The 25,342-nt window shown below is 66.5% G+C and carries 24 protein-coding genes and 1 tRNA gene; 10 read left to right on the top strand and 15 right to left on the bottom strand.

The window, feature by feature from the left end:
* The first annotated feature begins 28 nt into the window (after positions 1-28).
* Positions 29-292, top strand: a complete 264-nt coding sequence (locus tag BpN12_RS22825) for a hypothetical protein (protein WP_246797699.1) — start codon at positions 29-31, stop codon at positions 290-292.
* A gap of 165 nt (positions 293-457) precedes the next feature.
* Here BpN12_RS22825 and BpN12_RS22820 read toward each other — a convergent pair whose 3' ends face one another.
* Positions 458-775 carry a hypothetical protein gene (locus tag BpN12_RS22820; protein ID WP_246797698.1) on the bottom strand — a complete coding sequence of 106 codons (318 nt, stop codon included), beginning with the start codon at positions 773-775 and terminating at the stop codon, positions 458-460.
* Between the two features lie 203 nt (positions 776-978).
* Between BpN12_RS22820 and BpN12_RS22815 the strand changes: the two genes are divergently transcribed.
* From BpN12_RS22815 to BpN12_RS22805, 3 genes are all read left to right on the top strand, one after another.
* Positions 979-1,695, top strand: coding sequence for a YdcF family protein (locus BpN12_RS22815; protein WP_246797697.1), 717 nt, complete (start codon positions 979-981; stop codon positions 1,693-1,695).
* 255 nt (positions 1,696-1,950) lie between these two features.
* Positions 1,951-2,211 carry a hypothetical protein gene (locus BpN12_RS22810; RefSeq protein WP_198252477.1) on the top strand — a complete coding sequence of 87 codons (261 nt, stop codon included), beginning with the start codon at positions 1,951-1,953 and terminating at the stop codon, positions 2,209-2,211.
* Between the two features lie 157 nt (positions 2,212-2,368).
* Positions 2,369-2,626, top strand: coding sequence for a hypothetical protein (locus BpN12_RS22805; protein WP_015876007.1), 258 nt, complete (start codon positions 2,369-2,371; stop codon positions 2,624-2,626).
* A 91-nt stretch (positions 2,627-2,717) separates the two neighbouring features.
* Here BpN12_RS22805 and BpN12_RS22800 read toward each other — a convergent pair whose 3' ends face one another.
* Both BpN12_RS22800 and bamC read right to left on the bottom strand, forming a co-directional pair.
* Positions 2,718-3,011, bottom strand: a complete 294-nt coding sequence (locus BpN12_RS22800; protein WP_246797968.1) for a putative quinol monooxygenase — start codon at positions 3,009-3,011, stop codon at positions 2,718-2,720.
* Between the two features lie 499 nt (positions 3,012-3,510).
* Positions 3,511-4,572 (bottom strand): outer membrane protein assembly factor BamC, encoded by a 1,062-nt coding sequence (gene bamC / locus BpN12_RS22795; RefSeq protein WP_425306371.1) that lies wholly within the window; start codon positions 4,570-4,572, stop codon positions 3,511-3,513.
* A 759-nt stretch (positions 4,573-5,331) separates the two neighbouring features.
* Here bamC and BpN12_RS22790 point away from each other — a divergent pair.
* The 4 genes from BpN12_RS22790 to BpN12_RS22775 all read left to right on the top strand — a co-directional run bounded on the left by BpN12_RS22790 (position 5,332) and on the right by BpN12_RS22775 (position 11,524).
* Complete coding sequence (locus BpN12_RS22790) at positions 5,332-5,661, top strand: hypothetical protein (protein WP_246797695.1); 330 nt, start codon at positions 5,332-5,334, stop codon at positions 5,659-5,661.
* 85 nt (positions 5,662-5,746) lie between these two features.
* Complete coding sequence (locus BpN12_RS22785; protein WP_246797694.1) at positions 5,747-9,352, top strand: hypothetical protein; 3,606 nt, start codon at positions 5,747-5,749, stop codon at positions 9,350-9,352.
* Between the two features lie 7 nt (positions 9,353-9,359).
* Positions 9,360-10,694, top strand: a complete 1,335-nt coding sequence (locus BpN12_RS22780; protein ID WP_246797693.1) for a DUF8189 domain-containing protein — start codon at positions 9,360-9,362, stop codon at positions 10,692-10,694.
* An 86-nt stretch (positions 10,695-10,780) separates the two neighbouring features.
* Positions 10,781-11,524, top strand: a complete 744-nt coding sequence (locus BpN12_RS22775; RefSeq protein ID WP_246797692.1) for a hypothetical protein — start codon at positions 10,781-10,783, stop codon at positions 11,522-11,524.
* Between the two features lie 67 nt (positions 11,525-11,591).
* On the opposite strand, the gene BpN12_RS22770 is transcribed toward BpN12_RS22775, so the two are convergent.
* Positions 11,592-13,076, bottom strand: a complete 1,485-nt coding sequence (locus BpN12_RS22770) for a tetratricopeptide repeat protein (protein WP_246797691.1) — start codon at positions 13,074-13,076, stop codon at positions 11,592-11,594.
* A gap of 303 nt (positions 13,077-13,379) precedes the next feature.
* Positions 13,380-13,456, bottom strand: a tRNA-Pro gene (locus BpN12_RS22765).
* 294 nt (positions 13,457-13,750) lie between these two features.
* On the opposite strand from BpN12_RS22765, the gene BpN12_RS22760 reads away from it, so the two are divergent.
* Positions 13,751-14,131, top strand: a complete 381-nt coding sequence (locus tag BpN12_RS22760) for a hypothetical protein (RefSeq protein ID WP_246797690.1) — start codon at positions 13,751-13,753, stop codon at positions 14,129-14,131.
* A gap of 65 nt (positions 14,132-14,196) precedes the next feature.
* Here BpN12_RS22760 and yfcF read toward each other — a convergent pair whose 3' ends face one another.
* From yfcF to BpN12_RS22715, 9 genes are all read right to left on the bottom strand, one after another.
* Positions 14,197-14,832, bottom strand: coding sequence for a glutathione transferase (gene yfcF, locus BpN12_RS22755; protein ID WP_246797689.1), 636 nt, complete (start codon positions 14,830-14,832; stop codon positions 14,197-14,199).
* A gap of 144 nt (positions 14,833-14,976) precedes the next feature.
* Positions 14,977-16,233, bottom strand: a complete 1,257-nt coding sequence (locus BpN12_RS22750; RefSeq protein ID WP_246797688.1) for an MFS transporter — start codon at positions 16,231-16,233, stop codon at positions 14,977-14,979.
* Positions 16,230-16,769: a cupin domain-containing protein gene (locus BpN12_RS22745; RefSeq protein ID WP_246797687.1), complete on the bottom strand. Its 540-nt coding sequence runs from the start codon at positions 16,767-16,769 to the stop codon at positions 16,230-16,232. Before BpN12_RS22745 ends, BpN12_RS22750 begins: the two co-directional genes overlap by 4 nt.
* 1 nt (position 16,770) lies before the next feature.
* A complete protein-coding gene (locus BpN12_RS22740; RefSeq protein WP_246797686.1) occupies positions 16,771-17,616 on the bottom strand; it encodes an N-acyl homoserine lactonase family protein in 846 nt (281 codons plus the stop codon).
* 56 nt (positions 17,617-17,672) lie between these two features.
* Positions 17,673-18,608 (bottom strand): diiron oxygenase, encoded by a 936-nt coding sequence (locus BpN12_RS22735; RefSeq protein WP_246797685.1) that lies wholly within the window; start codon positions 18,606-18,608, stop codon positions 17,673-17,675.
* Between the two features lie 9 nt (positions 18,609-18,617).
* A complete protein-coding gene (locus BpN12_RS22730) occupies positions 18,618-19,382 on the bottom strand; it encodes a TauD/TfdA family dioxygenase (protein WP_246797684.1) in 765 nt (254 codons plus the stop codon).
* Positions 19,375-20,280, bottom strand: a complete 906-nt coding sequence (locus BpN12_RS22725) for a branched-chain amino acid aminotransferase (RefSeq protein ID WP_246797683.1) — start codon at positions 20,278-20,280, stop codon at positions 19,375-19,377. The genes BpN12_RS22730 and BpN12_RS22725 overlap by 8 nt, the downstream gene beginning before the upstream one ends.
* Complete coding sequence (locus tag BpN12_RS22720) at positions 20,277-21,350, bottom strand: Ldh family oxidoreductase (RefSeq protein ID WP_246797682.1); 1,074 nt, start codon at positions 21,348-21,350, stop codon at positions 20,277-20,279. Before BpN12_RS22720 ends, BpN12_RS22725 begins: the two co-directional genes overlap by 4 nt.
* 4 nt (positions 21,351-21,354) lie before the next feature.
* Positions 21,355-22,719 (bottom strand): KamA family radical SAM protein, encoded by a 1,365-nt coding sequence (locus BpN12_RS22715; RefSeq protein ID WP_246797681.1) that lies wholly within the window; start codon positions 22,717-22,719, stop codon positions 21,355-21,357.
* A gap of 444 nt (positions 22,720-23,163) precedes the next feature.
* Between BpN12_RS22715 and BpN12_RS22710 the strand changes: the two genes are divergently transcribed.
* A complete protein-coding gene (locus tag BpN12_RS22710; protein ID WP_246797680.1) occupies positions 23,164-24,606 on the top strand; it encodes an aminotransferase-like domain-containing protein in 1,443 nt (480 codons plus the stop codon).
* Positions 24,607-24,727: 121 nt separating this feature from the next.
* Here BpN12_RS22710 and BpN12_RS22705 read toward each other — a convergent pair whose 3' ends face one another.
* Positions 24,728-24,898, bottom strand: coding sequence for a Flp family type IVb pilin (locus BpN12_RS22705; RefSeq protein WP_246797679.1), 171 nt, complete (start codon positions 24,896-24,898; stop codon positions 24,728-24,730).
* Between the last annotated feature and the right edge of the window lie 444 nt (positions 24,899-25,342).

Genomic DNA, 25,342 nt, shown 5'->3' with positions numbered 1-25,342 from the left:
GCATCGACGGCCCCAGGGAGCCCGAACCATGCAAAGCAACACGCTGCTCGCGGCGACGAGCCTGATGCTGCTTGCTTTGGCGCTCGCCCAGCCTGCGCAGGCGGATCGGCGCGTCGGGCAGCCACCCGCGCATCGCGGGCAGGCAGGGCGCGCTCATGCACCGCCGGCACCGCCCGCCGCCCCGCCGAACATCGTCCCGCGCGGCGACCTGCGCGGCGACATCGCGAGCAATGCCCGTGGACGCAACACGGCGCCGCCAGCGCGGCCGCCGGGATTTGCGCCGCGCCGCTGAAGCCGCCGCCCATCGCAACCGGCCGCGAAATTCACCGGGGCCGGGAACTGCGCACCGCCTCGGCAGTCACATCAGAGCCATGTGAACCGTCCTGGCAACAGCGAAATGTACCCGGTATCGCCCGTATCTCCCGATACGGGCGTTTTTTTGCCCGTACGCTCCGCGCTAGAGACGGCTCTCAAGGATCGACACGGCGCCGGCTTCGCTGAGCGCGTAGTCGTCGATGCGGCGGTCGATCCAGGTGGACAGGCGTTCGGCGCGTTCGAGCCGCGCGAATTCGGCGCGCCCCGATTCGGTCAGCACCGCGATATCGACCGGGGCATGAAAGCCCGGGGCCGGTGCCACCGTCTTTTGGCGCACCGTGTCCATCAGTCCGAGGTTGCGAAGGTATTCGAAGACGTTCGGGCGCCGCGCCCAAGGGACCTGCCGGTACTGCACCCGCCGGAGGGCATCGAGCACTGCTTCGTTGGAATACGTGGCCATCTGGACTCTTTCTCAAAGTACAGCGATCTGCAGGCGGTCCCGCCAACCGGGTCTCCACCCGCCGGCACCGCCATGCAACGACAGGTGGGCACTGCCTATCCTCCCCCTGCGCCTTTCTCATCCGTCCCCGTTACGCTACATTTCGCAGCGATTCGGTCCGGATCGGACACAACCGAGCAAAAAGTTACCTTACCCCATTCAAATTGATTCTGTTCGATTCATTTGTGCTGCTCTTCGCAGCCGCCGCCATCTGGCGCACCCGCCGCGCCGCCCTCCTCATGCTCGGCTTCGCGCTGCTGGCGGGGCTCGCCACCGGCTGGCTGACCGCCCCGCTCGTCGCGCTCGCCGAATCCGGCGTGACGCCCGCCGAGCCACCGATCTTCGCGGGGCACACCGCGATCGTCGTGCTCGGCGCCGGCATCGAGCGCCGCGACGGCCTGCTCGTGCCGCCCGCCGACGGGCTGGCCCGCATCGCCCGCGCGGCCGAACTCCATTCGGTCTGCGAACGAACCGCGGCACGCTGCACCGTGGTCGTGACGGGCGGCGATCCGCACCGGCACGGTACGACCGAAGCCGATCTGTATGCCCCGCTGCTGCTCGCGCGCGGCGTGCCCGTGCGCGATCTGGTACTCGAACGGCGCAGCCGCACCACCTATGAAAACGCGAAGTACACGGCACCCATCCTACTCGCCGAACATTACGATGAGACGATTCTCGTGACGTCTTCGTATCAGATGCGGCGCGCGCTGCTCGATTTTGCGAGATTCGGCGTGACGCCCCAGCCGGTATTCGCGAACCGGCTTCGGGCGATCCGCGGCTGGTGGCCGCGCTGGACGAACTTCGTCACGGCGTCGCGCGCCCTGCACGAAATCGCCGGAATCGTTCAATTTTACGCATATCGCCGGCTAGGCTGGTTCTGAGACGACGCGGCGCGCCGCCGCGACGCGCCTGCAGGGCGTCCCGCGGGCAATCCGGGACCGTGCCGCGCAGCCGCACGCACACGCGGATGGCGCCGCGATGTCGGCACCGCCGCTGTCGCGCGGGCAAGACGCCGGCGCCGCGCCCCGAGCCGGAAGTGCATCGATCCGTCACTTTTGCTACACTCGGCTCACTCGGTTGCTGTGCCGGACTCTTCGGCAAACTCGGGTCCATCACCACTTAGCGGAGGTAGAGCAATGAAGAAAATGTCCCTGGCTATTCTGGTTTCGATGTCGGCTCTGACCGGCGCGGCCTACGCGCAAGAAAGCACGACGATCACGACGATCACCGATCCGGCCAAGATCGCGGAAATCGAGCAACGGGCTCAAGCTCTGCAGCAGCAGCGGGAGGCCCAGCAGTCCGCCGAAATGCAACAGCCGGCTCATCATCACCATCACATGATGAAGAAGATGCACAAGGCGAAGAAGGCGGCAGCTCCGGAAGCGGCCAGCCAGTAAGCGCCCCATCCGCAGTCAGCGGTCCGCGTGACCGTCGCCAGGCCGAATCCGGCGCCGCCGGGTTCGGCTTTTTTCATGGTTCGGCAGATACCGCGCGCTGTGCTAAAGTCGCGCACCCGACTTTTCCAACCGTGCGCACCGTGGTGCGGAGGACAGAATGAGCAATATCCAGCTGGACATCGAATGGACCGAAGAGGCGACGCGCAAGATCAAGCAATTGATGCCGCGCGGCTCCGACGACGCGTTTCTCGCCCTGCCCCCGATCGAGTGCCTGCCGATGGAAGGCGACGTGCTGTTCCTCGGCCCGCAAGGCAAGCAGCAGCCGTTCATCGTGGTGGAGCGGCAGTATCACCATGACGGCGACGCCGACTGGACCATCATCCTGATCCTCGACGTGCCGAACGCCGCGCACTGACGGCAAAGGCAAGGCGGGCAGCCCGGACGCTGCCCGTCGCGCCGGCGCGGCCACCCGGCCAGCCATCGCGCTCAGGCCATTTCAGGCCATCTCAGGCCACCCGATGCATCACGCGGACTTCCGCGCTTTCGATCCACTCGGCGGCATTCTGCTTGTAGGCGCGCATGTGGGCCGCCTGCCCGTGCGCGACCAGCGCCGCGTCACTCTCCCACCGCTCGAAGAACACGAAGCGCCGCGGATCATCGCGATCGCGGTGCAGATCGTATTGCAGCGCCCCCTGCTCGACCCGGGTCGGCCCGATGATCGTCCCGAGCTGCTCGAACAGCTTGTCCTCCATGCCCGGCTTGGCGATGATCGTGGCGACGACGGCGACTTCTTCTGACATGTTTCGGCTCCAGACCTGATTCGGAAACGGGCAGCGTACACGAATCCGGCCAAGCTGGCCGCGAGCCTGGCGATCCACAAAAAAATTGCCCGCGCTTCCTTCGAAGCGCGGGCAAAACCGTCGCCCTACGAGGATAGGCGACGGGGCCATCGCGGCCCATGCTCGGCATGGGCCATCAGGCGAGTCGGGCGCGGAATCGTCCGCGCCGCGCAAAGCGGTGACCGGTCGCGTCGGCATCGGCGGTGACAGGCCGGTGGCGTCACGCGCGCCGCGTCGGGCAACCTCGTTCGGCATCCCTATGAGCAGCTTCCGTGCCAGCATGAAATTTTTCGATAAACCTTTGATTTATTTGAGTTAACAATCATGCAACCAGCCCCACACGCCCGCGCGGCCCGCGCGTTACCCGGGTAACGTTACGTAACGCGCATTCATTTCGGTGACACAAATGAAAAAGCCCGCCGGACGGCGGGCCTGGTGACTGCGGAGAGCCTGCGAACGATCAGCGCAGCTGGTCGACGAGCAACCCCATGATCTGGCGAGCCGGACCGGACCCGTCGATGTTGCCGCTCGTGTCGACCACGGCGACGCGCGTCTGGTCCTGCGTCAGCGCCTTCACGTTGACGAGATACTGCTTCGCCGTCTTTTCCTTCTTGCCGTGGAACAGCTGGCTCCAGAAACCCTGCTCGGCCGAGCTCAGATCCTTCGGATCGACGTAGCGAACGTAGTAGAGCCCCTTCGAGCGATCGCGATCGTCGACCGTGAAGTTCGCGCGATCGAGCGCGAGCCCCACGCGCAGCCACGAGCGGTCATACGGCTCGCCGAGCGTGACTTCAGGCGGCACGTCGGCCGTTTCGCTGGACCGGCGCGGGCCTTGCGAGCCCGCGTTGGCGGCGTTCTGCGCCGCGATCGCGGCCGCCGCCGCGTTGCCGCCGGCGGCTGGCTTCGCTGCCGGCGCGGCCGGTGCCGACGCCGCGTCGGCCGGCGCGGCGCCGCCGGCGACCTTGCGCGAATCGTTCTGGCCGAGCACGACCATCAGGCGCTTCAGGTATTCGGCTTCGAGCGCCGGATCGTTCGGCCGCGTTTCCCACTTGCTCGAATCGTTGTTCGGCCCGGTCAGCGCCTCGCGCATCCCCTTCTGGCTGATGAACACGTAGGTGCCGCCGTTCGGCGCGGTGTCGAGACGCGTGCGGTACTTGTTGCGCTCGGCCGTCACGTAGGAGTTGCCCATCGCCTTCGAGATCACGCCGCGAATCAGGCCCTGGTTGATCGACGGATGCGTTTCGTTCCAGTCGGTCTCCATCACGCCCTTGTCGCGCTGATCGATGACGAGCAGGAAGCCCTGCTCCTGCCAGAAGCGGCGCACCTGCGGCCAGACTTCGGCCGGCGTCTGGCCGTCGATGACGAGCCAGCTTTCCGTGCCTTCGCGCTGCAGATGCATGCCCTGCGTCGGCGGCACGACCGTATCGGTGGTCGGCGCGACCTGCTGGGTCTGTTGCAGACTCGACAGCGACGTTTCACCGCCCTGCGGCGGCAGCGAACGCTGATCGGCCGTCTCGTCCATCATGTTCGGCGGAACCGCGAGCGATACCTCCTTGGTTTTGGAATCGCTCTTGTAATCGATTTTCGTGGGCGACGGCGAGCTGCACCCTGCCACGAACGTACCGACTGCCAGCACAACCGCGAACCGCTTGGTAAGACGAAGATCAGACATGTTCAGGGAATCCTTCCGCGAGTGGCCACGGGTACTTTTCCGTGGATCAACATTGCATTTTACCGGGCTCGCACCGCCAAGTGCAAAAAGAGCGCATGCAATCGTGCCGACACGCGCTCCGCGGCGGTAAATTCACCCGCTCTCGCCCGACCTCATCCACCCGTCATCCCGCCTTGCACGCCCCGATGGGCCCGCACGCGCCCGTTCATCCGGCACCGCCGTCGCCGTGCCAGGCCACGACCGGACATGCGCGAATCGCCATACTCCCGCCGCCGGGATTTCAATTCCCCTGATCAAGGTTGAAAAATTCAGGATTTTCGTGCTAGCCGGATTTCATTATCCGGATCGATATCCGGAAAACCCCTGATTCGCCTCCTGTTGAAAATCGGGCATTCGTGCACCGCGCCATTCCAGGCCGTGCCGGGGACGCACGCAAATGTTTTTTCCGCTTAATAAATGACAGCCACCTATCGTGAAACGTTTGACTTCGAATCGCGATTGTTTTGTAAAATCTTTAACGCTATAGTTGCGACGCCTTACCTACCCTGTGTCCGGGATTTATCGCGGACATATCCGGAATCGCCAGCCAACGCAGAATGGAGTTGTCATATGGGAATCAGCGCTACCGTCAATGCCGTCTTCAATATCGACAGCAAAATCTACACCGCCTCCCTGAATATCCCGACCAGCACGCCGACCGGTGCCGCGCCGTTCCTGTTCAACGTCACTTCGTCGGCCGCGCCGACGGAAGGCGGGGCGCCCGCCACGCCGACGACGCTGCTGGAAGTGGCGGTGGGCGGCAGCAATCAGGTGTACGTCGCGGTTTCGCCGCCGATGGACGTGATCAAGGACGCCATCAAGAGCGACATCGTGCAGGATCTCAACGTCGTCGTATCGGAAGGGACTTACGACCCGAGCAAGCACGTTTTCAGCGCGTAAGCAGCGGTATTCGAGTCCGGGGGCGAAGTGACGTTTGTCACCTCGCCGCATGGCAGCATATCTAGTGCGAGAAAACGTTTCGCCCATGGACATCCGCATCTCGGCCCGGTTTGCCTGGTCGGAAATTTTCGGCGGCAAATTCAATAGCCAGAGCCAGTGCCAACTGGATTTGTCGCGTCAATACAGCCTGATTTATGTCGATCTGGCGTCACCCGATGCCGGCGGGCTCGATGTTTTACAACTCCTGAACGACGCTTTCAACACGCAACTGCCTCCGGGGAAAATCCTGGTGCAGGACGCGGGCTTTTTCACCTTCAGCTATTTCGGCAAGGACGCGCCCTCAGGCAAGACCACGCTGTTCAGCCTGTTTCCCCAGGCACCCGTGCCGAAAACCGTGGCCGACACCGCTACGGTCATGAAGGACACCTGCGGCTTCTGGCTCACGGTACGGCTCAGCAACATCAATCTGTTCGGCAGCCTGCTGCAGATCGGCTATCAAACGCCGGCCGGTTCCGGGGACATGCTGTCGCTGTCGGCGGTACTGGCAAGCGGCACCGCGGCCGGCACCGCCGTCAAGCAGGCCACCTACAGCGCCAGCCTGCCGAACTTCAAGCTGTTCGACCTGTTCGGTTTCGAGCAGATCCAGGTCGGCTACCGGTTCACCACGGCCACGCACCTGAGCGTGAGCGGGAACATCACGGTCGACCTGTTCGATCGCAACTACGCGTTCTCGGGCGCCCTGATCGTCGACGGCGAGCAGAAAACCGTGACGGCCTGCCTGCTGGCGGCGCAGGTCGACCTCAGGGTGCCCTCGCTGTTCGACGGCGCGATGCGCGGCATCGCGTTCTCGAACCTGGTATTCGGCGTCTACGCCAGGTATGGCGACAACGACAAGCAGAAGAACTTCCAGGTGCAGGGCACGGTGACGGTCGGTTCGGCCCAGTTGACCGGCTATCTCTACCTGCAGAACGGCATCCCCCGCGTGGCCAGCGTCAAGGTCGACAAGAGCCTGTCGATCGGCGACGTGTTCAATCAGTGCCTGGGCGGCCAGCTGTGGCCGACGTCGCTGATCGACATCACGTTCAAGGCGGGCAGCCAGCTCTATTACTACAAGCCGGCGCAAGGCCAGAACGGGTCCGGATCCGGCGGCAGCGCGCCGCTGAGTCTGGAGGGCTTCGCCTGCCCCGTCTCGGGCGGCGCCGGACAGCTGCCGACCGCGCCACCGACGAGCAGCATCGCGTATCAGCCCGGCTTCAACATCGAGGCCATTTTCGACATCACCGTGGTCGGCACGATCACGGTGGTCGGCACGATCCAGATCGCCGATGACGGCATCACCGGCGCCATCGCGCTGGCCGATCCCGTCGACATCTACATCCTGACGATCGCCGCGCCTGACGCCAGCAGCGCCAAGGGCGGGCCGAAGCTGATGATCTCGACGGTCGGCGGCCGCAAATCGATGGGCTTCGCCGGCAGCCTGTGGTTCATGCAGGCCTCGTTCGGCGTCGGGGTCGGCGTCGCGGTCCAGAAGAACGCGCGCGGCAACCTGCAGGTCGATGCCTCACTGACCTCCCTGACCGATTACTCGCCGTTCCTGCCGAAGAACACCACGCTCGGCGTGCGCTACAGCAAGGACGGCGGCTTCCAGGTCACCAACTGGCCGCAGTTCGACTACCTGACGCAGGCGATCGACTTCATCAAGACGCTGCAGAAGCTGTCGAGCCAGGGCAGTTCGGGCTGCGGCCAGCTGGCCGATTTCACCTTCAACCAGTTGCTCAAGTCGAGCTTCAAGATCGACGTGTCGTTCGGCACGGGGGACGCCGGCCTGCTCCTGAAGCTCGGCGGCACCTACAGGTTGACGATCGCCGGCACCTCGCTCACGGCGGCGGCGATCAAGTTCCCCGACGTGGTCGAGATCCCGCTGCCCAATTCCGCCAGGCTGTCGGAGCTGGGCTCCTATATCGAAACGGCGCTGGCCGGCGCCGCCGAGTCGTTCGTCCAGGGCCTGCTGAAGAACAGCGAAGCGATCGCCACGCTGATCGCGCTGACGGCGGGCAAGGCGGCGGCGGCCTATGCCGCGACGCTCGCCTGCCAAAGCCTGATCGAAGCCGCCGCCGCCGACGCCGTGGCCGCCACCGCGGGCACGGCGGCGGCCGCCGCGGCGGAGGCTGCCGCCGGCGCGGCCGGTGCTGCCGCCGCCGTCGCCGGGGCCGTTGGGGCCATCGCCACGATCCTCGGCGGCACGGGAACCGGGACCGGCACAGGCACCGGCACAGGCACCGGGACGGGTACCGGCACGGGGACAGGAACGGGGACCGGTACCGGTACCGGTACCGGCACGGGCACGGGGACGCAAAGCGCGCCCACCAATCCGGCCGTGCGCATCGACAATCGGATCGTGACGTTCACCTGGGGCGGAGGCCAGGGTAACAGCGGCTACCACGCCCAATTGCTCGACAGCGCCGCCAAGGTGTTGCTCGACCAGCCGGGGCTTGCCATCGAAACCCGCCAGACCACGTTCGATTTCGAATCCGCTTGGCCCTCGGGCGGCTACAAGGCACAGGTGCAAGGCACCAAGGGCGCATCCGCCACCGCCTGGGTCGACGTGCCGTTCCAGCGCCTGCCGGCCCCGGCCAGTCTCACCGCCGTGCCGCTGGTCGACGCCAACGCCACGCCGCCGGCAATCGGCATGACCCTGAGCTGGCCGGTGGTCGACAAAGCCGAATCCTACGTGCTCGGCAGCACGCATGCGGGCGACAGCTGGGAGCCCGACCGCATTGTCACCGCGCCCACCAACCCGCCCCAGCCGCCCGTCGTGCATTGCGACGTAACGTTCGACGCCGCGACCCCGAGCGGCGACTTCGGCTTCACCGTCGTTGCCCGGGGCGGCGCCACTACGGTACCGAGTCCGGCCAGCACCGCCCTCGTGCTGACCCGGCTCGACGCCCCGCAAGACCTTCGCGCCACCAGCGCGAGCCGCATCGCGACGCTGAGCTGGCGCCCCGTGCCGCGCGCGTTCCGCTATCAGGTGTGCATCACGCCGGCGCGGCAGCAGCCGGAGACCCGGCTGCTGGCCTGGAGCACGCGAGGCGATGTGCTGGTGGCGTCGCTGACGCTCGACGGCCCAGTTGGCACGCCGTTTGTCTACGAACTGGCGCTGCAGGCGCTGCCTGCCGAGGACCAGCCGAACGTGGTGCCCGGACCGCTATCGGCATCGGTGAGCCTCACGATCACGGTCTATGCGAACGCCGTCGCGATGGCCGAGGCGCTCCACGCGCAGGGCATCGACGGCGCGAGCTGTGGGCCGCAACTGCTGCAGGCGTTCCCGTCGATCGTGCTCGACGGCATGGCGAGGGTCATGGCCCATGTGGGCTACGAGGCCGCCGAGACCAGCCGGGCCCTGCTCGCCGCTTGGCCCGACACCCCGCCATCGGCGCTGGCCGCGGCGCTGGCCCGGGCCTATCCGAGCCCGCTGCAGGCCGCGCGTGACCTGCGCGCCCGCGGCACCTCGGGCGCCGGTTGCGGCCCGGCCCTGCTCAAGATGTTCCCGGCCCTGACCGCCAGGGACATGGCCGGTGTCATGGCGCAGGCCGGCTACGTCGCCAACGACACGGCGGCCGGGCTGAAAGCCGCCTTTCCTTCGCTGTCCCCGCTCGACATGTCCATCGCGCTCGCGAGCGCTTATCACTGAGGTCACCGTGAACGACAACCCGACCCACACGCCCGACGCCCACTCACTCGCCAGCCTCCTGCTGCCGCTGCGCGAGCGCGGCATGACTCCGCAGGAGGCCGTCCGGTCGATCCTCGCCACGACGGCGACGGGCGCCGCGAACAGCATTCACGACACCAGCCTGCGAGGCGTCGCGTCGATGGCGCAGGCGCTGGTGCGGATCTTCGTTGCGCTGACGCCGGCCGAACTCGCGATCATCCTGCACCACAGCTATCCCGATCTTTCCGCGCTCGACATCGGCCGCCTGCTGCTCGCGCCGGAGGTCTTTCCCCACACGTCGCGCGACGAGATGCAAAGCGCGTTGCTCGCGGCCGGCTTCGACACGAACAGCGTCACCGAAGCGATCAACGTGCTCTACCCCGTGCCGCCCGTCAAAACGCGCTTCGACGCGATCGCCACCTCGATGCAGGGCGGCAATCGCGGCATCGAGGTATGGTCATCCGGCACCACGGGGCAGGTATGGACGCTGTACCAGCGCGTCCCCGGCGCCGACTGGAGCAGCTGGGAAGGCCCCGGCTTCAAGGGGCAGCCGAAGCCGCTGCGCCAGCTGGCCGCCGCCCTGCAGAACAACGGCGACGTGATGTTCGCCGGGCTAGACGACGCCGGCAGCGTCTGGGCGTGTCCGCAGGGCAGCCCCGGCGGCGACTGGGGCGCATGGAGCGGCCCGAACCTCGGCGGCCAGCCGCACGCGTTCAAGCAGTTGGCCGCCTCGCAGCAGGGCGGCAGCCGCGGCGTCGAACTGTGGGCCGCCGGGGACGACGGCCAGGTCTGGACGCTATACCAGCTCACGGCGGGCGGCCCGTGGAGCCGATGGGAAGGCCCGGGCTTCAAGGGACAGCCGGTGCCAATGTTCAAGATGGCCGCCGCCCAGCAGAACAACGGCAACGTGATGTTCTTCGGCCTCGATCGCAACGGCCGGCTGTGGAGCATCGGTCAGGATCGGCCCGGCGGCGACTGGGGCGGCTGGCAAGGCCCGGGCGTGGCCGGTCAGCCGGAGCCCTTCGTCGAGATCGCCGCCTCGGAGCAGCACGGCACGCGCGGCGTGGAAGTGTGGGGGCTCGGCGCCAGCGGGCAGATCTGGACGCTCTACCAGCTGACCGCGGGGGGACCGTGGAGCCACTGGGAAGGCCCGGGTTTCAAGGGCCAGCCGGTGCCGATGAAGACAATCGCGGCGGCCTTGCAGAACACCGGCTGCGTGCTGCTGTGGGCCGTCGACGGCGACGACCGGCTGTGGCGGATCGCGCAAGGCTCGCCGGGCGGCGACTGGGCGGGATGGGAGCAATCCAGCTTGCCGCCGGTTTGAACGCGGAGCCTGCCTTCAGCGCCGCCGCCGCGTCGACGGCTCGCCTTGAGCCGTCATCCCGATAGTCAAAACGAAGGAGCTTCACCATGAACAACGATGTACGCGAACTGATCGACCAGCTGGAGCCGTTGAAACGGGAAGGCCTGAGCGCGCTGCAGGCGGCACGGACGGTGCAGTCGCGGCTCGCGCGCTCCCCTGACATGCCCCACGAAACCATCGTCCGTAACGGTGCCGCCATGGGCCAGGCCGTGGCGGTGGTCTTCGAACCACTGACGCCGGCCCAGCTGGCCGTCATCCTTCACGACCTCTATCCGGACCTGTCGGCCGTGGAGGTCGGACGCACCATCCTCGCCATCGAGACGTTCCGGGACACGCCGCCGGCGACCCTGCTCGCCGCACTGATCGGCGCGGGCTTCGACGAGAACACCGCCACCGACGCCGTCAACATCCTCTATCCGATCGCCGTCACGATCCATGCCGATCAGTACTGGCAGAACACCGGCCTGATCGTGACCGGCCGCCAGCTCACGCAAATCACGGCACAGGGCTCGTGGACCGCCAATCCCGCCACCGGCATGGTCGGGCCGGACGGCAATAGCAGCCTGCCCGCGAAGTCCGGCTATGTCATGCCTCACGAGCCCGAGGGCGCGCTGGTCGGCCGGATCGGCGACCACGCGCCGTTCCTGGTGGGCGAGCGCACGCAGGTGTCGCCGGGCCAGGCTGGCCCGCTGCAGCTGTGCATCAACGACGATTGGGACGGACGCTACGGCGCGGGGCTGAAGGACAACATCGGGACGCTGCACGTCGAAGTCGTCACGCTGGCCGGCTGAGGCGCGCGCCGGAGCCTTCCGCCAGGCTCGCCATCGTGCGCGCCGGGACCCGCTCCGGCGGGCGCGCTCAGGCCGCTCGCGGGCGGTTCCGCTCACCGTACAGCATCGTGACGTTGATGCGCCTGTCGGCGTAACCGGCCCGGAATTGCAGCGGCGCCGTGGCGTGAAACAGATCCGAGTTGAAGATGATCGCGCGGTTGCAGCGATACGGGATGACGATCTGCTGCGCGCCGGCTTCCTGCAGGAAGGCCGAAATCCGGTCGCCCTGCCGGTTATAGGCGTCGAAATCCCAGTCCATCGGCGCCTCGACGTTGTAGATCACGAGGCCGCCGGACTGTTCGTCCTGATTCGCCTCGTCCGGCGTGATCCAGAAGTTCACGTTCACGGCGGCGAAATCCGCGTGCGGATGCGTGGCGGGCTGATCGTGCCGGTACTTGAATCCCCATAGCTGCAGCAAGGGATGATGCTCGCCGATGACGTTCGGAAACGCCTGCCGGATCTCCTCCGCGATCTGCAGCAGCAGCGGGCAGTTGAAGCCGTCGCGGAAGAAAGCGCCCAGGCGGTCGTAAGCGTAGCGGTTGGTGTGCCAGACCGTCGACTCCAGGCAGAACCTGCGCAGTTCCGATAGCGCCTGCGGCGACAGGAAATCGTCGATCACCACGATGCCCAGCTCGCTTGCCAGATAGGCCTGCTCCGCCTGCGAATGCATCACCGTCTCTGACAACGCGCCGCCGGGAACGCGCGCCGCCGGATGGCAATGAACGATGCGGCCGTAGGTGCCTTTCATTTCGGGCGCGTCGTATAGCGTTTGTCTCAACGCCGCGTCGCCTTCGTTGAAGCGCTCGAGCGTCTGCGCATAGCAGGCGATGATGCTGTCGAAGGACTCGTCGAGTTGCCCTTCGTCGCGTAGGTAGCGGAGTTGCTCCAGATCGTGACGCAGCTTGCCTCGCGACAGCCGCGGCTCCGGTATCGGCACGTCGGGCGCGGCGGCGGGCATCGGATGATACGTGCTGGCCCGAGTAACCGCGGCGTGGTGGGTCGCCCAGTGGCCGGCATCGGCGAGATCGTTGACCCTCAGGGCGGTGCTGATCAGGTTGTCCAGCACTTCGGGATCGCATGGATAGAGCGCGGCCAGCACTCGCCACATCGCCCTCGCCTGCTCGAACCGGCCGACGTGCCAGTACAGATTGGCGAGCAGGTAGGCGAGATTCGCGCGCGCCAGCACGAACGTCGGGGCCAGTTGCACGGCGGTTTGGTAGCTGACCAGCGCGTCTTCGTTGCTGCCTTGCGCCTGCAACGACCAGCCGAGGTTGTTGTGTGCCATCGGCCAGTCGGGCTCGCTTTCGACGGCTACGCGGAAGCATGCTTCGGCGTCCGCGTAGCGACCTTCGAGGCACAGGCGATGGCCGGTTGCGATCTGTTCGAGCGTGGCGGCTGATGCGTAGTCCGGAGCCGGTTCGCGGCCGCTGCCCGTGGCGGTGCCGTAGCGGGCCGATCCGGCGCGGCGTTCGGCTTCGGGTGGCGTGGCCTGCGATCCGGATTGGAGGTCCATGGTGTTGGCGCGCGGTTGTTGTATCGGACGTTTGAGGTGGAGGCTGGAGGTCGCGGAGGCTTGCCGTGCATCGCCTCCGCATTGCCGCGCCGACAGTGATTCTCTCAAGAACCGAGCGAATCGAAAACGATGGGATGGATGCGTGAATCGCCCTCGGGAAGCGATACAGCCGCTCATGCCGAAGCTTGCGGCAAGATTCCACGCGCTTTGGCGTGTCGAGGAACCGCGCCGAAGTCAGACACCCCAGCCGGACGACAAAAAGCGAAAAGCCCGCATAACCAATTGATTATGCGGGCTTGATTCTGGTCGGGGCGAGAGGATTTGAACCTCCGACCACCTGCACCCCATGCAGGTACGCTACCAGGCTGCGCTACGCCCCGAGAAAGATCGAGAGTATATCAGACAGTTTGTTCGGGTAGAACCGTCTCGGCGCAATTTTTTGCACGGCTTCGGCGCAAGCGCTGCCGTCGATGCGAATTCCGGCCCAAGCCGTGATGCGTCGTGCCGGCGCGCCGCGCGAAAACACCCACCGCCGGCCCCCGCCTGTCGCCCTGTCTGCATCGCCCCGCTGCTCTGTATCGGAAAAAATCGACGCTTTGTGCTGCTGTTTTCACCGGGAGGCAAACGATAACCTGCGTCGCACGGGTCATCGAGCCCGTCACCCAGGAGTCAACATGAAAACGCATGCACCCGGCACACGACAGGAGTCGGCCATCTCGGAAGTCCGGCTCCACCATCGCCAGTCGATGATCGTGGCGCTGCCTCGCGGCACGCGGCTGATGGTTGCCGAAGGCGCCGTGCAGCTGGCGTTCCCCGATCCGACGCTCGACTGGCTCGGCACTGCGGCGCCCACGATCCGGCTCATGCTGCGCGAAGGCGACACGCATCAGATCGAGCGGCCCTGCCATGTCGCGCTGTCCGGCATCCGCTCCGGCACGACCATGCTGCGTCTCGAAGCACCGATCAAGCCGGGCCTGATGGCGCGACTGCGCGCCTGGTTCGCGGGCAACCCGAACCCGGCGCGCACCGGCGCGGTGTCCCCCAAGGGGCACTGAATCAAGGGGCACTGAATCAAGGGGCGCTGAATCACAGAATCACCGAACCGCGCCGCCCTGCTTCATCAATCGCGCTTCTGGTTGACCCACTGCTGCACGCTTGGCCGTGCCCACTGCCGCTCGACGTAGCGCAGCACCTTCGGCGGCACCGGGTCGCCGCACGCCACCAGCCGGTTCAGCATCAGCGCGAAGTCGGTGTCGGCGATACACCACTCGCCGAACACGCCATAGCGCTCGTCACTGATCAGTTGATCGGCCGCCGACAGCAGCTTCTCGCACGCGAGCTGCGCCGCCTCACCCAACGGCTTCACCGGCTCGGGGAAGTAGATCCGGTCGGCCTGCCGTTCGCTCTTGAGCGGCATGAAATCGCTGCGAATCCAGGCCTGCAGCTGCCGCGCGCGCGCCCGCGTCTCGCGGTCCGCCGGCAGCACGGTCGTGTATTGCGGCGCCGGATAGACCTCGTCGAGATACTCGGCGATCGCCGACGATTCCGACAGCGTGAAGCTGTCGTGCTGCAGGGTCGGCACGCGGCGCGTCAGCGACACCTCGCGATAGGCCGAGCCATGTTGCTGCTTGTTCTTCAGATCGACGGTGCGAATCTCGAAGTCGAGACCCTTCTCCTTCAGCACGACGAAGGCGGACATCGCGAAGGCGCTGACGTAGTCGGCGCCGACATACAGCGTGATCGGTTTCTGGCTCATGATGTTTCCTGATCTGTATTGGCCGGCACGGGCCGGCCCGAAGTCTTGAATGAATGGATGTTTTAAAGCGTATCGATGCATGTTCAGGCAGCACCCGGCCGTGCGCAGGCCCGAGGCGATGCGCACCGGCCATGCCGCATGAGTTCAACCGTTCGCGCGCGCCAGCTCGGCCTTCGAAGCACCACGCCACAGCACGACGATCCCGGCCGCCAGCAGCAGCGACAGCGCGCTCCAAGCCACGCCGTAACTCGAGTGATCGACGACCACGCCGAACAGCGGCGGCACCACGCTGATCGCGACCATGTTCAGCGTCATCGAGAAGCTGATCGTGGAGGCGACCACGGTCTTCGGCGCCATCTCGGCGATCTGCAGCAGATAGAGCGGATACCAGCCCACGCCGAACAGCCCGAGCACGCAGAAGATCGCGGTCAGCACGGCGTTCGAGGTACCCACCGGCAACAGCAGCAGCGCGATCGTCGCGGCAATGCAGATCGCCATGCTGGCGCCGAGCGAGCGCACCCGGCGGTTCGGCCAGAAGCGGTCGCTGATCCAGGCGAGGCCGACGCGCCCCGCGATGCCGAGCCACTGCGAGATCGAGAACAGCAGCGCGGCGGCCACCACCGAGTAATGGAAACGCGCGGCGATGAACGGGATCGCATGGGTGGCGAACGTGTACTGGAACGTCACCATCGCGGCCCCGGCCAGCATCACGGGCCACAGCGCGGAGTAGCCGGCCACCAGCTTCACGGCCTTGAGCAGGTTCGGCGGCGCGGCGGACGGCGCGCCGGGGATGTTGCGCTCGTCACGATGCAGCAGTCCGAACAAAATGCCGCCCGCGATGCCGACCGCCCCCTGCAGCATCAGCGCGGCGCGCCAGCTGTAGGTGGCGGCCAGCAGCGGCAGCACCATCGCGGCGAGCGCGGTGCCGAGCGGCAGCCCCGCCTGCCGCACGCCGGTGGCCATGCCGCGCTCGTCGGGCGGGAACCAGCGCACGATGGCGCGCGTGCCGCCCGGCTGCACCGAGGCATACGAGGTGCCCACCAGCACGAAGAACAGCAGCAGCACGAGATAGCTCGGCGACACCACCGCCCCGACCAGCGCCGAGAGCCCCATCGTCACCATCGTGAACGCGACCACGTAGCGTTCGCCGAAGCGATCGATCAGCCAGCCCAGCATCAGCATCGTCACGACCTGCCCACCGTTGAGCGCGGACACCGACAGCGCCCCGGCGCCCTCGGACAGATGAAACGCCGTCTGTAGCGACGGGATCAAGGTGTAGATGCCCTGCGCGGTGATCGAGGCCGTGGTCTGGGCCAGGGCCGCGACGCCCAGCACGATCCATCGGTATCGGTCGCCGCGGCTTTGCGCCAGGTTGCCGGAGGGAAGATTCGTTGCGCTCATGGATGAGATCCTGTCGAGGTCACTGCTCCGGCGGGCGAGACCGCCGGCACGTCGTCGGAATCGGTCGGTTCCTGGGCCATCAGGTTGCCGAGCCGCGTCTGTTGCGGCAGGTTGCTCATGCTGAACAAAATGAGCGCCGCCGCTTTATCACACTGGAATGCATGCTCGCACCAAGCAGGCACCAGCAGCAAGTCGCGCGTGGCAAGTTTCACCGCTTCGCCGGTGGCGCCGAGATAGGCGGTGCCGCTGCCGGACTGCACGACGAACAGGTGCCACCAGGCATGCGCATGCGGCCGCGTGGACGCGCCGGCCTGCACCACCTGCACGTTGACGGCCATGCCGGGCAGGATCTCGCAGCCGGGGGCCGCGCCGTCCGCGCTCAGCGTGAAGGTGCCCCGCTCGCCATGCGTCGAATCGACGAGCCGCGCCACGATCGCGGCCCACGACCACGCCACCGCGCTCGGCTCGGCCTCGGCGAAATGCGCGCGATACCGCTGATAGTCGAACAGCTCTCCTCGCGTCACGATCCCGGTCATCTCAGGACTCCTTGCGTGCTGCCCGCACGGCCTTGCCCGGCAGCGGGTCCTCGTGCAGGCAGAAGGTGTGCGGATCGTCGCGAAAGCGCGGGAACACGCTCGCGACGAGCGGATCGTGGCCCGGAATCACGTGGTCGGGACCATCGGCGAGCGCGTCGATGGTCTCGAACGCGTCGAGCACCTTGGCGAGATCGTGCAGGATCGGAAACGCGAGCCGGCCGCGCACGTTGGCCCACAGATGCGCGGCGTCGGCGGCCAGCACGACGTGGCCGCGCTTCGTCGCGACGCGCACCACCTGGCTGCCGGGCGTGTGGCCGCCCACCAGGCACATCTCGATGCCGGGCGCGAACTCGGTGGTGCCCTCATGCACGACGAGCCGGCCGTCGTAGAGGATGCCGACGGCCTGCAGCACGTCCTCGCGATCGTAGATCTTGCGCAGCGCCGGGTGGCGCATCTCGGTGCCGGTGCAGAAACGCAGCTCGGCGCCCTGCACGTGGACGCGCGCGTTGGGGAACAGGTCGAGATTGCCGGCGTGATCCCAGTGCAGGTGCGTGATGATCACGTCGGTCACGCTGGCCGGATCGATGTCGAGGCCGGCCAGCGCGTCGCCGACCGAGCGCATCATCTGCCGCTCGCGGCGCACGCCGGTCGAGATCGGAAACGCCGTGTCGACGATCACGGTCCGGCTGGCGTCGCGCACCACCCAGAAGAAATAGTCGAGCGGCATCGAGGCGTCGGGCGGTCCGCAGCAGGCGTCGAAGAAGAAGTTTTCGCGCGCGGTGCGTTGCGCGTTACTGCCGATGCGAAGCGCGTAGACCTCGTAGAGCGGCGGTGTCGGGGCGGTCATGGGGAGCATTCCTGAAGCGGGTTGCATGATGGACGTCGGGGGCCGGCGGGCCGCGCTCAATGCGCGATCCGCGTGGTGCCGGCGAACTCGAAATCGAGCTGCCCGAGGATGCCGAGCTCGTCGGCGAGCCGGTGCAGGCCGCTGTAGTCGCGCGTCAGCGTGTTGCCGGTGCCGGGCTGGCGGCACTCGCGCACGATCCCGGCGCCGTTGGGCACGCCGAGCTGGCGCAGGATCGCCTCCCACATCGAGAAGTCCTGCGCCACGAACGCGCGCAGCGCGACCGGCAGCGTCTCGATGAAGAACACCTTCTGCTTCGCGTTCAGGCGGTGGAACACCACCTTGCTGATCTCGCCGAGCGTCTTGCTGTGTGCATACTCGTCGCGGTTGTGAAGCTGCGCGACGCTGCGGTTCTGCGGCTGGATCGTCTCGTCGTCGGCGAGGATGTCGAGGAACGCGTTGACGCTGATCTCGGCCACGGTCGCGAACACCACGGCGGCCAGCTGGCGCTGCCACGGCTCGGCCAGCGTCGCCTTCAGCGCCTCGAGTTCGCGGTAGGTCACCGACATCGGCAGTTCCATGTCGGTCGTGATCCCACGCTGCCTGCGGGTACGCTGGATCGCGTTCAGGTGCATCAGCGTGTGGTAGTGCTCGTCGATCAGCGTCTGCCGCACCGACTCGGTGAACACCCAGTCGTCGCCGGCCAGGATCTCGCTGGCCAGATAGTTCAGCGCGGGATTGACGACCAGGTCCTCGGCGGCCACCGTGCGACGGTTGTAGCCGATCCAGCCCCAGGTCAGGATCGCCTGCCGCAGCGGGTCGTCGAGCCGCTGGATCGCGTCGTGCGTGAAGAACGGCACCAGCGCCGCCGGATAGTCGGCGCGCGTCGGGTCGAACTCGCCCTCGACGCGGAATTTCGCCATGTCGCAGACGGTGGCGCGGCGCGGCCAGGCGTTGTTCAGTTGCGTGAGCAACGTCGTGTTGGTGATGGTCATCGTGATTCCTCAGTGTGCGGTTTGCAGCCAGTAGCGCGTCAGGTGGCGTTCGGGATCGGTGAACGTGCTGCGCGCGTGGATCAGCCGATGGTTGTCCCAGATCAGCAGGTGGCCGTCCGGGATCAGCACCGGCACGGCGTCCGCTTCGAAATACGCCTGTGCCAGCTTCGCGAGACGCGCGAGCGGCGTGTCGGCGCCCTCGCCGGCCGATGCGCGTTCGAGCGCGTCCTCCGACGGATTGACGTCGCCGTACAGGAACTGGTTGTAGCTGAAGCGAAACACCGGCCGCTCGCCGTCGCGGCTCATGATCGGCACCGTCAGCGTCTGGCGCGTGTGGGTGCCGGGCACCAGCGTGGCCGCGAACGTGACGGGCGTCTCGCTCACGAAGCGCTGCAGCTCCGGGGCGAGCGAGCGGCAGAACGCAAGGCCGTCGGCGAGCCGCGTATGGCCCTGCCCGCAGCGCGCCTGGCGGTGGCAGTGCAGCGCCAGATAGCGCGGCGGCGGCGCACCGACCGGCACCTCGGTATGCGGGCCGATGCCGTTGCGGCTCTGCGAATACGGCACCTTCTCGAAGCCGGGCTTGACCTTCACCTCCCAGGTGTCCTGGCCGTTGTATTGCGGCACGATGGTGCCGAAGCGCGCGAGCGTCTCGCGCACGCCGGCGCCGAGCGCCTGCGGCGGCAGCACGGTCCAGCCCTGGCGGTCCAGTTCCTCGCGCGCGGTGTCGAGCAGCGCGGCGCTGTCGTGGATCTCGATGTCGAGCGTGTCAGGCATGGATCTCAACTCCTTCGGGTTGACGGACCAGCGCCGAATAGGCGGCCATCAGGTCGAACGTGATGGCCGACGGCGTGAATTCGTGCGCGTCGATGCGGCCGACCGGGCAGACCTCGGCCGCCGTGCCGGTCACGAAGCACTCGCTGAAGCTGCCGAGCTCCTCCGGCAGGATGGTCCGCTCGATCACCGTCAGGCCGCGCTCGCGCGCGAGCCCGATCACGGTCTGCCGCGTGATGCCGTCGAGGAAGCAGTCGGGCACCGGCGTATGCAGCACGCCGTCGCGCACGAAGAACACGTTCGCGCTGGTCGCCTCGGCGACGTGGCCGCGCCAGTCGAGCATCAGCGCGTCCTGGAAGCCGTGGTCCTCCGCGTGGTGCTTGCAGAGCGTGGCGATCATGTAGTGGCTCGACGCCTTCGCCGCGAACGGGCTCGCCGAAGGCGGCGGGCGGCGCCAGGCGGCGGTCTCGAGCGTAATGCCGCGCTTCTTGGCCTCCGGATCGAAGTAGCTCGGCCAGCTCCAGCAGGCGATCGCGACGTGGATGCGGCTCGCGCGCGCCGAGGTCGAGATCTGCTCCGAGCCGCGCCACGCCACCGGGCGCACGTAGCCCTCGACGATGCCGTTGCGCTCGATCAGCTCGGCGGTGGCCGCCTCGATCTGCTCGGGCGTGTACGGCAGCGCGAAGTCGAGCGTGTGCGCGGAGCGGTAGAGCCGCTCGGTGTGCTCGCGCAGCCGGAACACCTGCCCCGCGTAGACGCGCTCGCCTTCATAGACGCAGCTCGCGTAATGCAGGCCATGCGTGAGCACGTGGATCTTCGCGCTCTTCCACTCGACGAATTCGCCGTCGAACCAGATCTGGCCGTCGCGCTGGTCGAACGGCAGGTTGTTGGGGGTCGTCATGCGGTCTCCTTGTGCTGCATGTGATCGGTCGAAAAGAGATGGCCGAGGCCGAGACGTCCGGCTTCGGCCTGCAGGCCGCGCCACTCGTCGTCGTTCAGCGGGATGCCGTGCTCGGTGCGACGCGCGATCGAGGCCTTCTGCGGGTCGCCCGCGACCCGCACGCGCTCGCCGTCCACGGCGGGCGTCTCGCGGATCGCCTGCATCAGCGCGGACACGCCGGCGGTGAAGTTGTCGAGCGGGCCGAAGCGCGCCGGATCGATCGCGATCAGGCAGTGGCCGATCTCGCGGCCGCGGTCGTAGGGCTCGGCGTCGAGATGCGTCAGCGCGTGATCGAGCGGCATCGCGGTGAGCAGGCAGCTGAGGATCTGCACCATCATCGCGAGCCCCTGCCCCTTGTAGCCGCCCAGCGTCGCGAGCGAGACCACCTGCGCCGGGTCGGTCACCGGCTGGCCGTCGGCGTCGAGCGCCCAGCCCGGCGGCAGCGCCATGCCGTTGCGGCGGAAGTGCTTGACCTGCGAGTACGAGATCTGGCTGGTGGCCATGTCGAGCAGGTACAGGTCGCCGTCGCGGGCCGGCGCGGCGAAGCAGATCGGATTGGTGCCGAACATCGCGCGCGTCGCGTTGAACGGCGCCATGCGTGCCGCGGCGCTGGTGGTCACGATGCCGACCAGCCCTTGCGAGGCGATCCATTCGCCGTACACCGAGGCGGCGCCGAAGTGATTCGAGTTCGCCACCGCCACCACGCCCACCCCGCACTCGCGCGCCAGCTCGCTGGCGAGGCGCGCCGCGTGGCTGCCGGCCACCACGCCCGGCGCGGCGTCGGCGTCGAGGAGCGCCGTGCCGTGAAAGCGCCGCACGGTGCGCAGCGCCGGCTCGGGATTGCTGCGCCCTTCGTCGAGTTCGCGAAGGTAGAGCGGCAGCAGCCGCACGCCGTGCGTGTCGATGCCCATCAGCGAGGTGCGGATCAGGCCGTCCGCGAACCACGCTCCGTGGGTCGCGCTCAGGCCGCGCCGCAGCGCGGCCGTCTCGCAGAGTTGGCGGAGTCGTTCCGCCTGGACCAGGTTGTTCATGTCGTCAGCTCGCAAGCGTGAGGGAGGATTCGGCCGCGTCGGCCTGCGTCAGGTAGATCGGCTCGCGCACGCGCGGCGCGGCGGCGCCCGTCTGGAAGAAGAACGCGGGCTCGCCGAACGCCGGCTGCAATTCATCGAACCAGACGGCCTGCGGATCGAACTTCGCGAAGAATGGCCGGCGCACCCAGTCGGGATCGCGCGCCTGCAGGAACTGCAGCGCGAACACCTTCTCGCCGCCGAGCGTGACGACGCCGTCCACCAGCACCTTGCCGTACAGCGTGCTCATCGACGGGCCGCGCACGGTGCGCGACAGTCCCGACACGCGCTGATATGCAGTCCTGAAGATGTCATACGCGTCGACGAGCGGCAGCTCGAAATAGCGCTGCGGCCCGGTATCGCGTTCGACGAACATGTAGTACGGAATCGCGCCGAGCCGCACGCCGGTGGTCCACAGCTCCTGCCAGGTCTCGGCCGAATCGTTGATGTGGCGCACGATCGGCGACTGCATCCGCACCGTCGCGCCGGTCCCGACGATCCGCTTCACGGCGCGCCGGGCGATCTCCGGGCGCAGCTCGGCCGGGTGGTTGTAGTGCGCCATGACCGACAGGTTCTTGCCGTGCGCGACCACACGCTCGAACAGCCGCAGCACGGCGTCGGCGTCCTTGTCGGTCACGAAGCGCTGCGGCCAGTAGGCGACCGACTTGGTGCCGATGCGGATGTTCTGCAGATGCGGGATGGCCAGTAGCGGCTCGATGTAGCCTGCCAGCGATTCGGCGTTCATCACCATCGGATCGCCGCCCGTGATCAGCACGTCGGTGACTTCCGGATGCAGCCGCAGATAGCGGCTCAGCTCGTCCGATTCGCGCGCGTTGAACTTCATGTCCTCGGCGCCGATGAACTGCGGCCAGCGAAAGCAGAACGAGCAGTACGCGTGGCAGGTCTGCCCCGCGGCCGGGAAGAACAGCACGGTTTCGGCGTACTTGTGCTGCAGGCCGGGCAGCGGCCGGCCGTCGAGCATCGGCACGTTGTGCGTCATCTGCCCGGCCGGATGCGGATTCATGCGATGCCGCAGCATGTCGATATAACGCGCGCCGGCAGCCGGGTCCGCACCGTCCGCGAGCAATTCGCGCAAGCGTCGATAATCGTCCGCCGGCAACATCTCGGGGTGCGGAAACGTCAGTCGGAACACCGGATCGTCGGGCACCCGATCCCAGTCGATCAGCTCGCGCAATACATATTCGTTGATCCGGAATGGCAGCACCCGGGAAATCGATCCGAGCGCGCCTTTAATCTCGTCGGGAATTCGCGACCAGTATGGCGAATTCGCAATCGATTTGGCGTTATAGGCTTTGAATTTTTCAGCGTCCACAGTCTCTCCTGGTGAAGATCGCTTAATTTGCTGATGTTCTGAAACGCCAAGTTTCTCAACACATCAAATCGCCAATCCGCCGATAACGGGCGGGCGATGTCCGCCGGATGGCCAATCCGGAGAACGCTTGATACGTATCAAATATGCGCGCGGCAACCGACCGCGCCTCACGGCGCCGGCATCACGGCCTTGCCGGCCAATCCCGGCTTACCGCAATGAAAGGTTAAAGAAATGCCCTCGGTAAATTGCCGCTCGCATCCGAAATCGATTCGCATCGAAAAATCGGATTTATTTCTTTTGGTTTCGAACGATCGACATCTTCGTGTATTTGCTCATCACTGAACACGCACAAAAATATGAAAAATTCACCGGCTTAGTTGCCGATTCTGCATCCCTGTACTGGTATAATTTTCCGGATCTATACCGGTCTTTAGTACAAGAAAAATGCACACGAAATATCGTTTGCTCGCGGAGCACTACGCGAAGGCCATCGAAAACGGGTTTCTCGCGGAAGGTGAGCGACTGCCGTCCTTGCGGGAATTGATGGCGCTGCATCACGTGTCGATTTCCACGGCGGTGGAAGCGTGCCGAGTGCTCGAGATGCAGGGTTATGTGGAAGCGAAACCGAGAACCGGCTACTTCGTCCGTTCGCGCAAACCGATCAAGGCCCCGGTTCCGGTTCAGCAGGAAAGCCGCATGGAAGTGCCCGCCGAGCGGATCGATCCGGCCGATTACGTGGGCGTTCACGAACGCATTTCGGTCACGCTCGCGCGCGGCCAGCAGCGCCAGCCGAAGATCGACCTGGCCGGGGCCGTGTGCGCTCCGTCCCTCTATCCGGGCGCGGCGCTGCGCGACACCATGCTGCGCATCCTGCGCGCGCGGCCGAGCCTTTACGATGCGGGCCCGGAGACCGACGGCGTGCGCAAGCTGCGCGAGGCGATCGCCCGCACCTCGCTCACGCGCGGCCTGCATGTCGATGCGGACACCGTGCTCGTCACGCACGGCTGCAGCGAGGCGCTGTCGCTCGCGCTGCGCGCCGTCACCGGGCCGGGCGACATCGTCGCGATCGAGTCGCCGTGTTATTTCGGTATCTTGCAGATCATCGAGTCACTGGGGCTGCGGGCCATCGAGATCCCCACCGATCCGCAGACCGGCATCTCGGTCAGCGCGCTCGAGTTCGCGATCAACCACATGGGCAGCATCCATGCCGTGGTCTGCATGCCGTCGGTGCAGAACCCGCTCGGCAGCGTGATGTCGGACGCGGCCAAGCAACGGATGGTGGCGCTGTGCGAGAAGCACCACGTGGCGATCATCGAGGACGACACCTACGGCGCGTTCCTGCCGAGCCCGGCCAGCACCAAGCCGATCAAGGCATGGGACCAGAGCGGCAACGTCATCTACTGCAATTCGTTCAACAAGTCGCTGTCGCCCGGCTCGCGGGTGGGCTGGCTGATCGGCGGGAAGTGGCAGAACCGGATCAAGATGCTGATGTACGCGGTATCGCGCCATCGCGAAGAGATGTCCCAGCTGGTGGTGGCCGACTTCACGTCGGGCGGCACCTTCAACCGGCACATGCGGCGCATGAACCGGCTGCTCAAGGATCAGCGCGCGCAGGTGATCGACGCGGTGCTGCGCTATTTCCCGGCCGGCACCACCGTGACGCAGCCGGGCGCCGGCCTGCTGCTCTGGGTCACGCTGCCCGACGAATTGAACACCGACCGGCTGTTCGACAAGGCGCTCGACAAGGGCATCCGCATCTGCCCGGGCTCGATCTTCTCGAACACGAACAAGTTCAGCAACTGCCTGCGGCTCAGCGCGGGCATGCCGTTCGACGCGAAGATCGACGCGGCCTTGAAGACGCTCGCGCAACTGAGCACCGAGATCTGAGACCCCGGCGCGGCTCGCATGCGTGCCCGGCGGCGTACCGGCTGTCGGCACACTCGCCGCCCGCGGCGCGATTCGCGCGTGCCGCATGGATCAGGGCACGGCGCAAGCCGTGCCCGATCCTTTAAAACTGATGAAAGAAACTGGCGGCGAAACTGAACGCCTGGCTGACGTTGTTACTGAGATTCGTGGCCACATACCCCGCCACACCTGCGATCGCACCCACGATCAACCCGTATTCGATCGCGGTCGTCCCTGCTTCTTCGGCAAGGAAACGCCCCAACAAACCCTTCATTGTTCCAACCCCGTGGTCTGTAATCTACTTAATTTATGTGGCCATCATACCTCGCATCAATGTCGGGAAAATTCTCGCGCGCCGATATTTTGCTCGCTTGGTACCGATACAACGGAATCCTGAGCATCCCATCCGGCATTTATCCGATGAAAGCCGGACAAAGCGTGAAATCGGCGCAATTTAAACGCAAAAGAGACGGACTGGTCCCGCCACTACACGATGCGGCCGCGCGGTTTCGCTCATACGTCCGTTTGAATCGGCGCGTTTGAATCGGCGTGCGGCGGCGCCCGCGTTTCGCTTGGCCATCGCGTTCCGCCGCGCCGCAGCAGAGCGCCCCGCTGTTTGGTGCCGCTTCTCTACGCGGCCTATGCCAGACTTCAAAATGACAGTCGGACAAGTCGAACGACATGACACCTCGGGCCGGCGAGCCTGCCGCGCCATGGC

Origin of the sequence: Burkholderia perseverans, from assembly GCF_022870505.1 — a bacterium.
GTDB classification, from domain to species: Bacteria; Pseudomonadota; Gammaproteobacteria; order Burkholderiales; family Burkholderiaceae; genus Burkholderia; species Burkholderia plantarii.
The sequence above is the reverse complement of the archived record's forward strand: the minus strand, read 5'-3'. Positions and strand labels throughout refer to the sequence as shown.

Bases quoted from the DNA above. Each gene is read 5' to 3' on its own strand.
- bamC (WP_425306371.1), bottom strand. From the start codon at position 4,572: ATGGACGAGACGGCCGATCAGCGTTCGCTGCCGCCGCAGGGCGGTGAA.
- BpN12_RS22775 (WP_246797692.1), top strand. From the start codon at position 10,781: ATGAACAACGATGTACGCGAACTGATCGACCAGCTGGAGCCGTTGAAA.
- yfcF (WP_246797689.1), bottom strand. From the start codon at position 14,832: ATGAGCCAGAAACCGATCACGCTGTATGTCGGCGCCGACTACGTCAGC.
- BpN12_RS22825 (WP_246797699.1), top strand. From the start codon at position 29: ATGCAAAGCAACACGCTGCTCGCGGCGACGAGCCTGATGCTGCTTGCT.
- BpN12_RS22800 (WP_246797968.1), bottom strand. From the start codon at position 3,011: ATGTCAGAAGAAGTCGCCGTCGTCGCCACGATCATCGCCAAGCCGGGC.
- BpN12_RS22770 (WP_246797691.1), bottom strand. From the start codon at position 13,076: ATGGACCTCCAATCCGGATCGCAGGCCACGCCACCCGAAGCCGAACGC.
- BpN12_RS22810 (WP_198252477.1), top strand. From the start codon at position 1,951: ATGAAGAAAATGTCCCTGGCTATTCTGGTTTCGATGTCGGCTCTGACC.
- BpN12_RS22750 (WP_246797688.1), bottom strand. From the start codon at position 16,233: ATGAGCGCAACGAATCTTCCCTCCGGCAACCTGGCGCAAAGCCGCGGC.
- BpN12_RS22760 (WP_246797690.1), top strand. From the start codon at position 13,751: ATGAAAACGCATGCACCCGGCACACGACAGGAGTCGGCCATCTCGGAA.
- BpN12_RS22790 (WP_246797695.1), top strand. From the start codon at position 5,332: ATGGGAATCAGCGCTACCGTCAATGCCGTCTTCAATATCGACAGCAAA.
- BpN12_RS22740 (WP_246797686.1), bottom strand. From the start codon at position 17,616: ATGACCGCCCCGACACCGCCGCTCTACGAGGTCTACGCGCTTCGCATC.
- BpN12_RS22710 (WP_246797680.1), top strand. From the start codon at position 23,164: ATGCACACGAAATATCGTTTGCTCGCGGAGCACTACGCGAAGGCCATC.
- BpN12_RS22785 (WP_246797694.1), top strand. From the start codon at position 5,747: ATGGACATCCGCATCTCGGCCCGGTTTGCCTGGTCGGAAATTTTCGGC.
- BpN12_RS22720 (WP_246797682.1), bottom strand. From the start codon at position 21,350: ATGAACAACCTGGTCCAGGCGGAACGACTCCGCCAACTCTGCGAGACG.
- BpN12_RS22730 (WP_246797684.1), bottom strand. From the start codon at position 19,382: ATGCCTGACACGCTCGACATCGAGATCCACGACAGCGCCGCGCTGCTC.
- BpN12_RS22705 (WP_246797679.1), bottom strand. From the start codon at position 24,898: ATGAAGGGTTTGTTGGGGCGTTTCCTTGCCGAAGAAGCAGGGACGACC.
- BpN12_RS22745 (WP_246797687.1), bottom strand. From the start codon at position 16,769: ATGACCGGGATCGTGACGCGAGGAGAGCTGTTCGACTATCAGCGGTAT.
- BpN12_RS22805 (WP_015876007.1), top strand. From the start codon at position 2,369: ATGAGCAATATCCAGCTGGACATCGAATGGACCGAAGAGGCGACGCGC.
- BpN12_RS22735 (WP_246797685.1), bottom strand. From the start codon at position 18,608: ATGACCATCACCAACACGACGTTGCTCACGCAACTGAACAACGCCTGG.
- BpN12_RS22725 (WP_246797683.1), bottom strand. From the start codon at position 20,280: ATGACGACCCCCAACAACCTGCCGTTCGACCAGCGCGACGGCCAGATC.
- BpN12_RS22820 (WP_246797698.1), bottom strand. From the start codon at position 775: ATGGCCACGTATTCCAACGAAGCAGTGCTCGATGCCCTCCGGCGGGTG.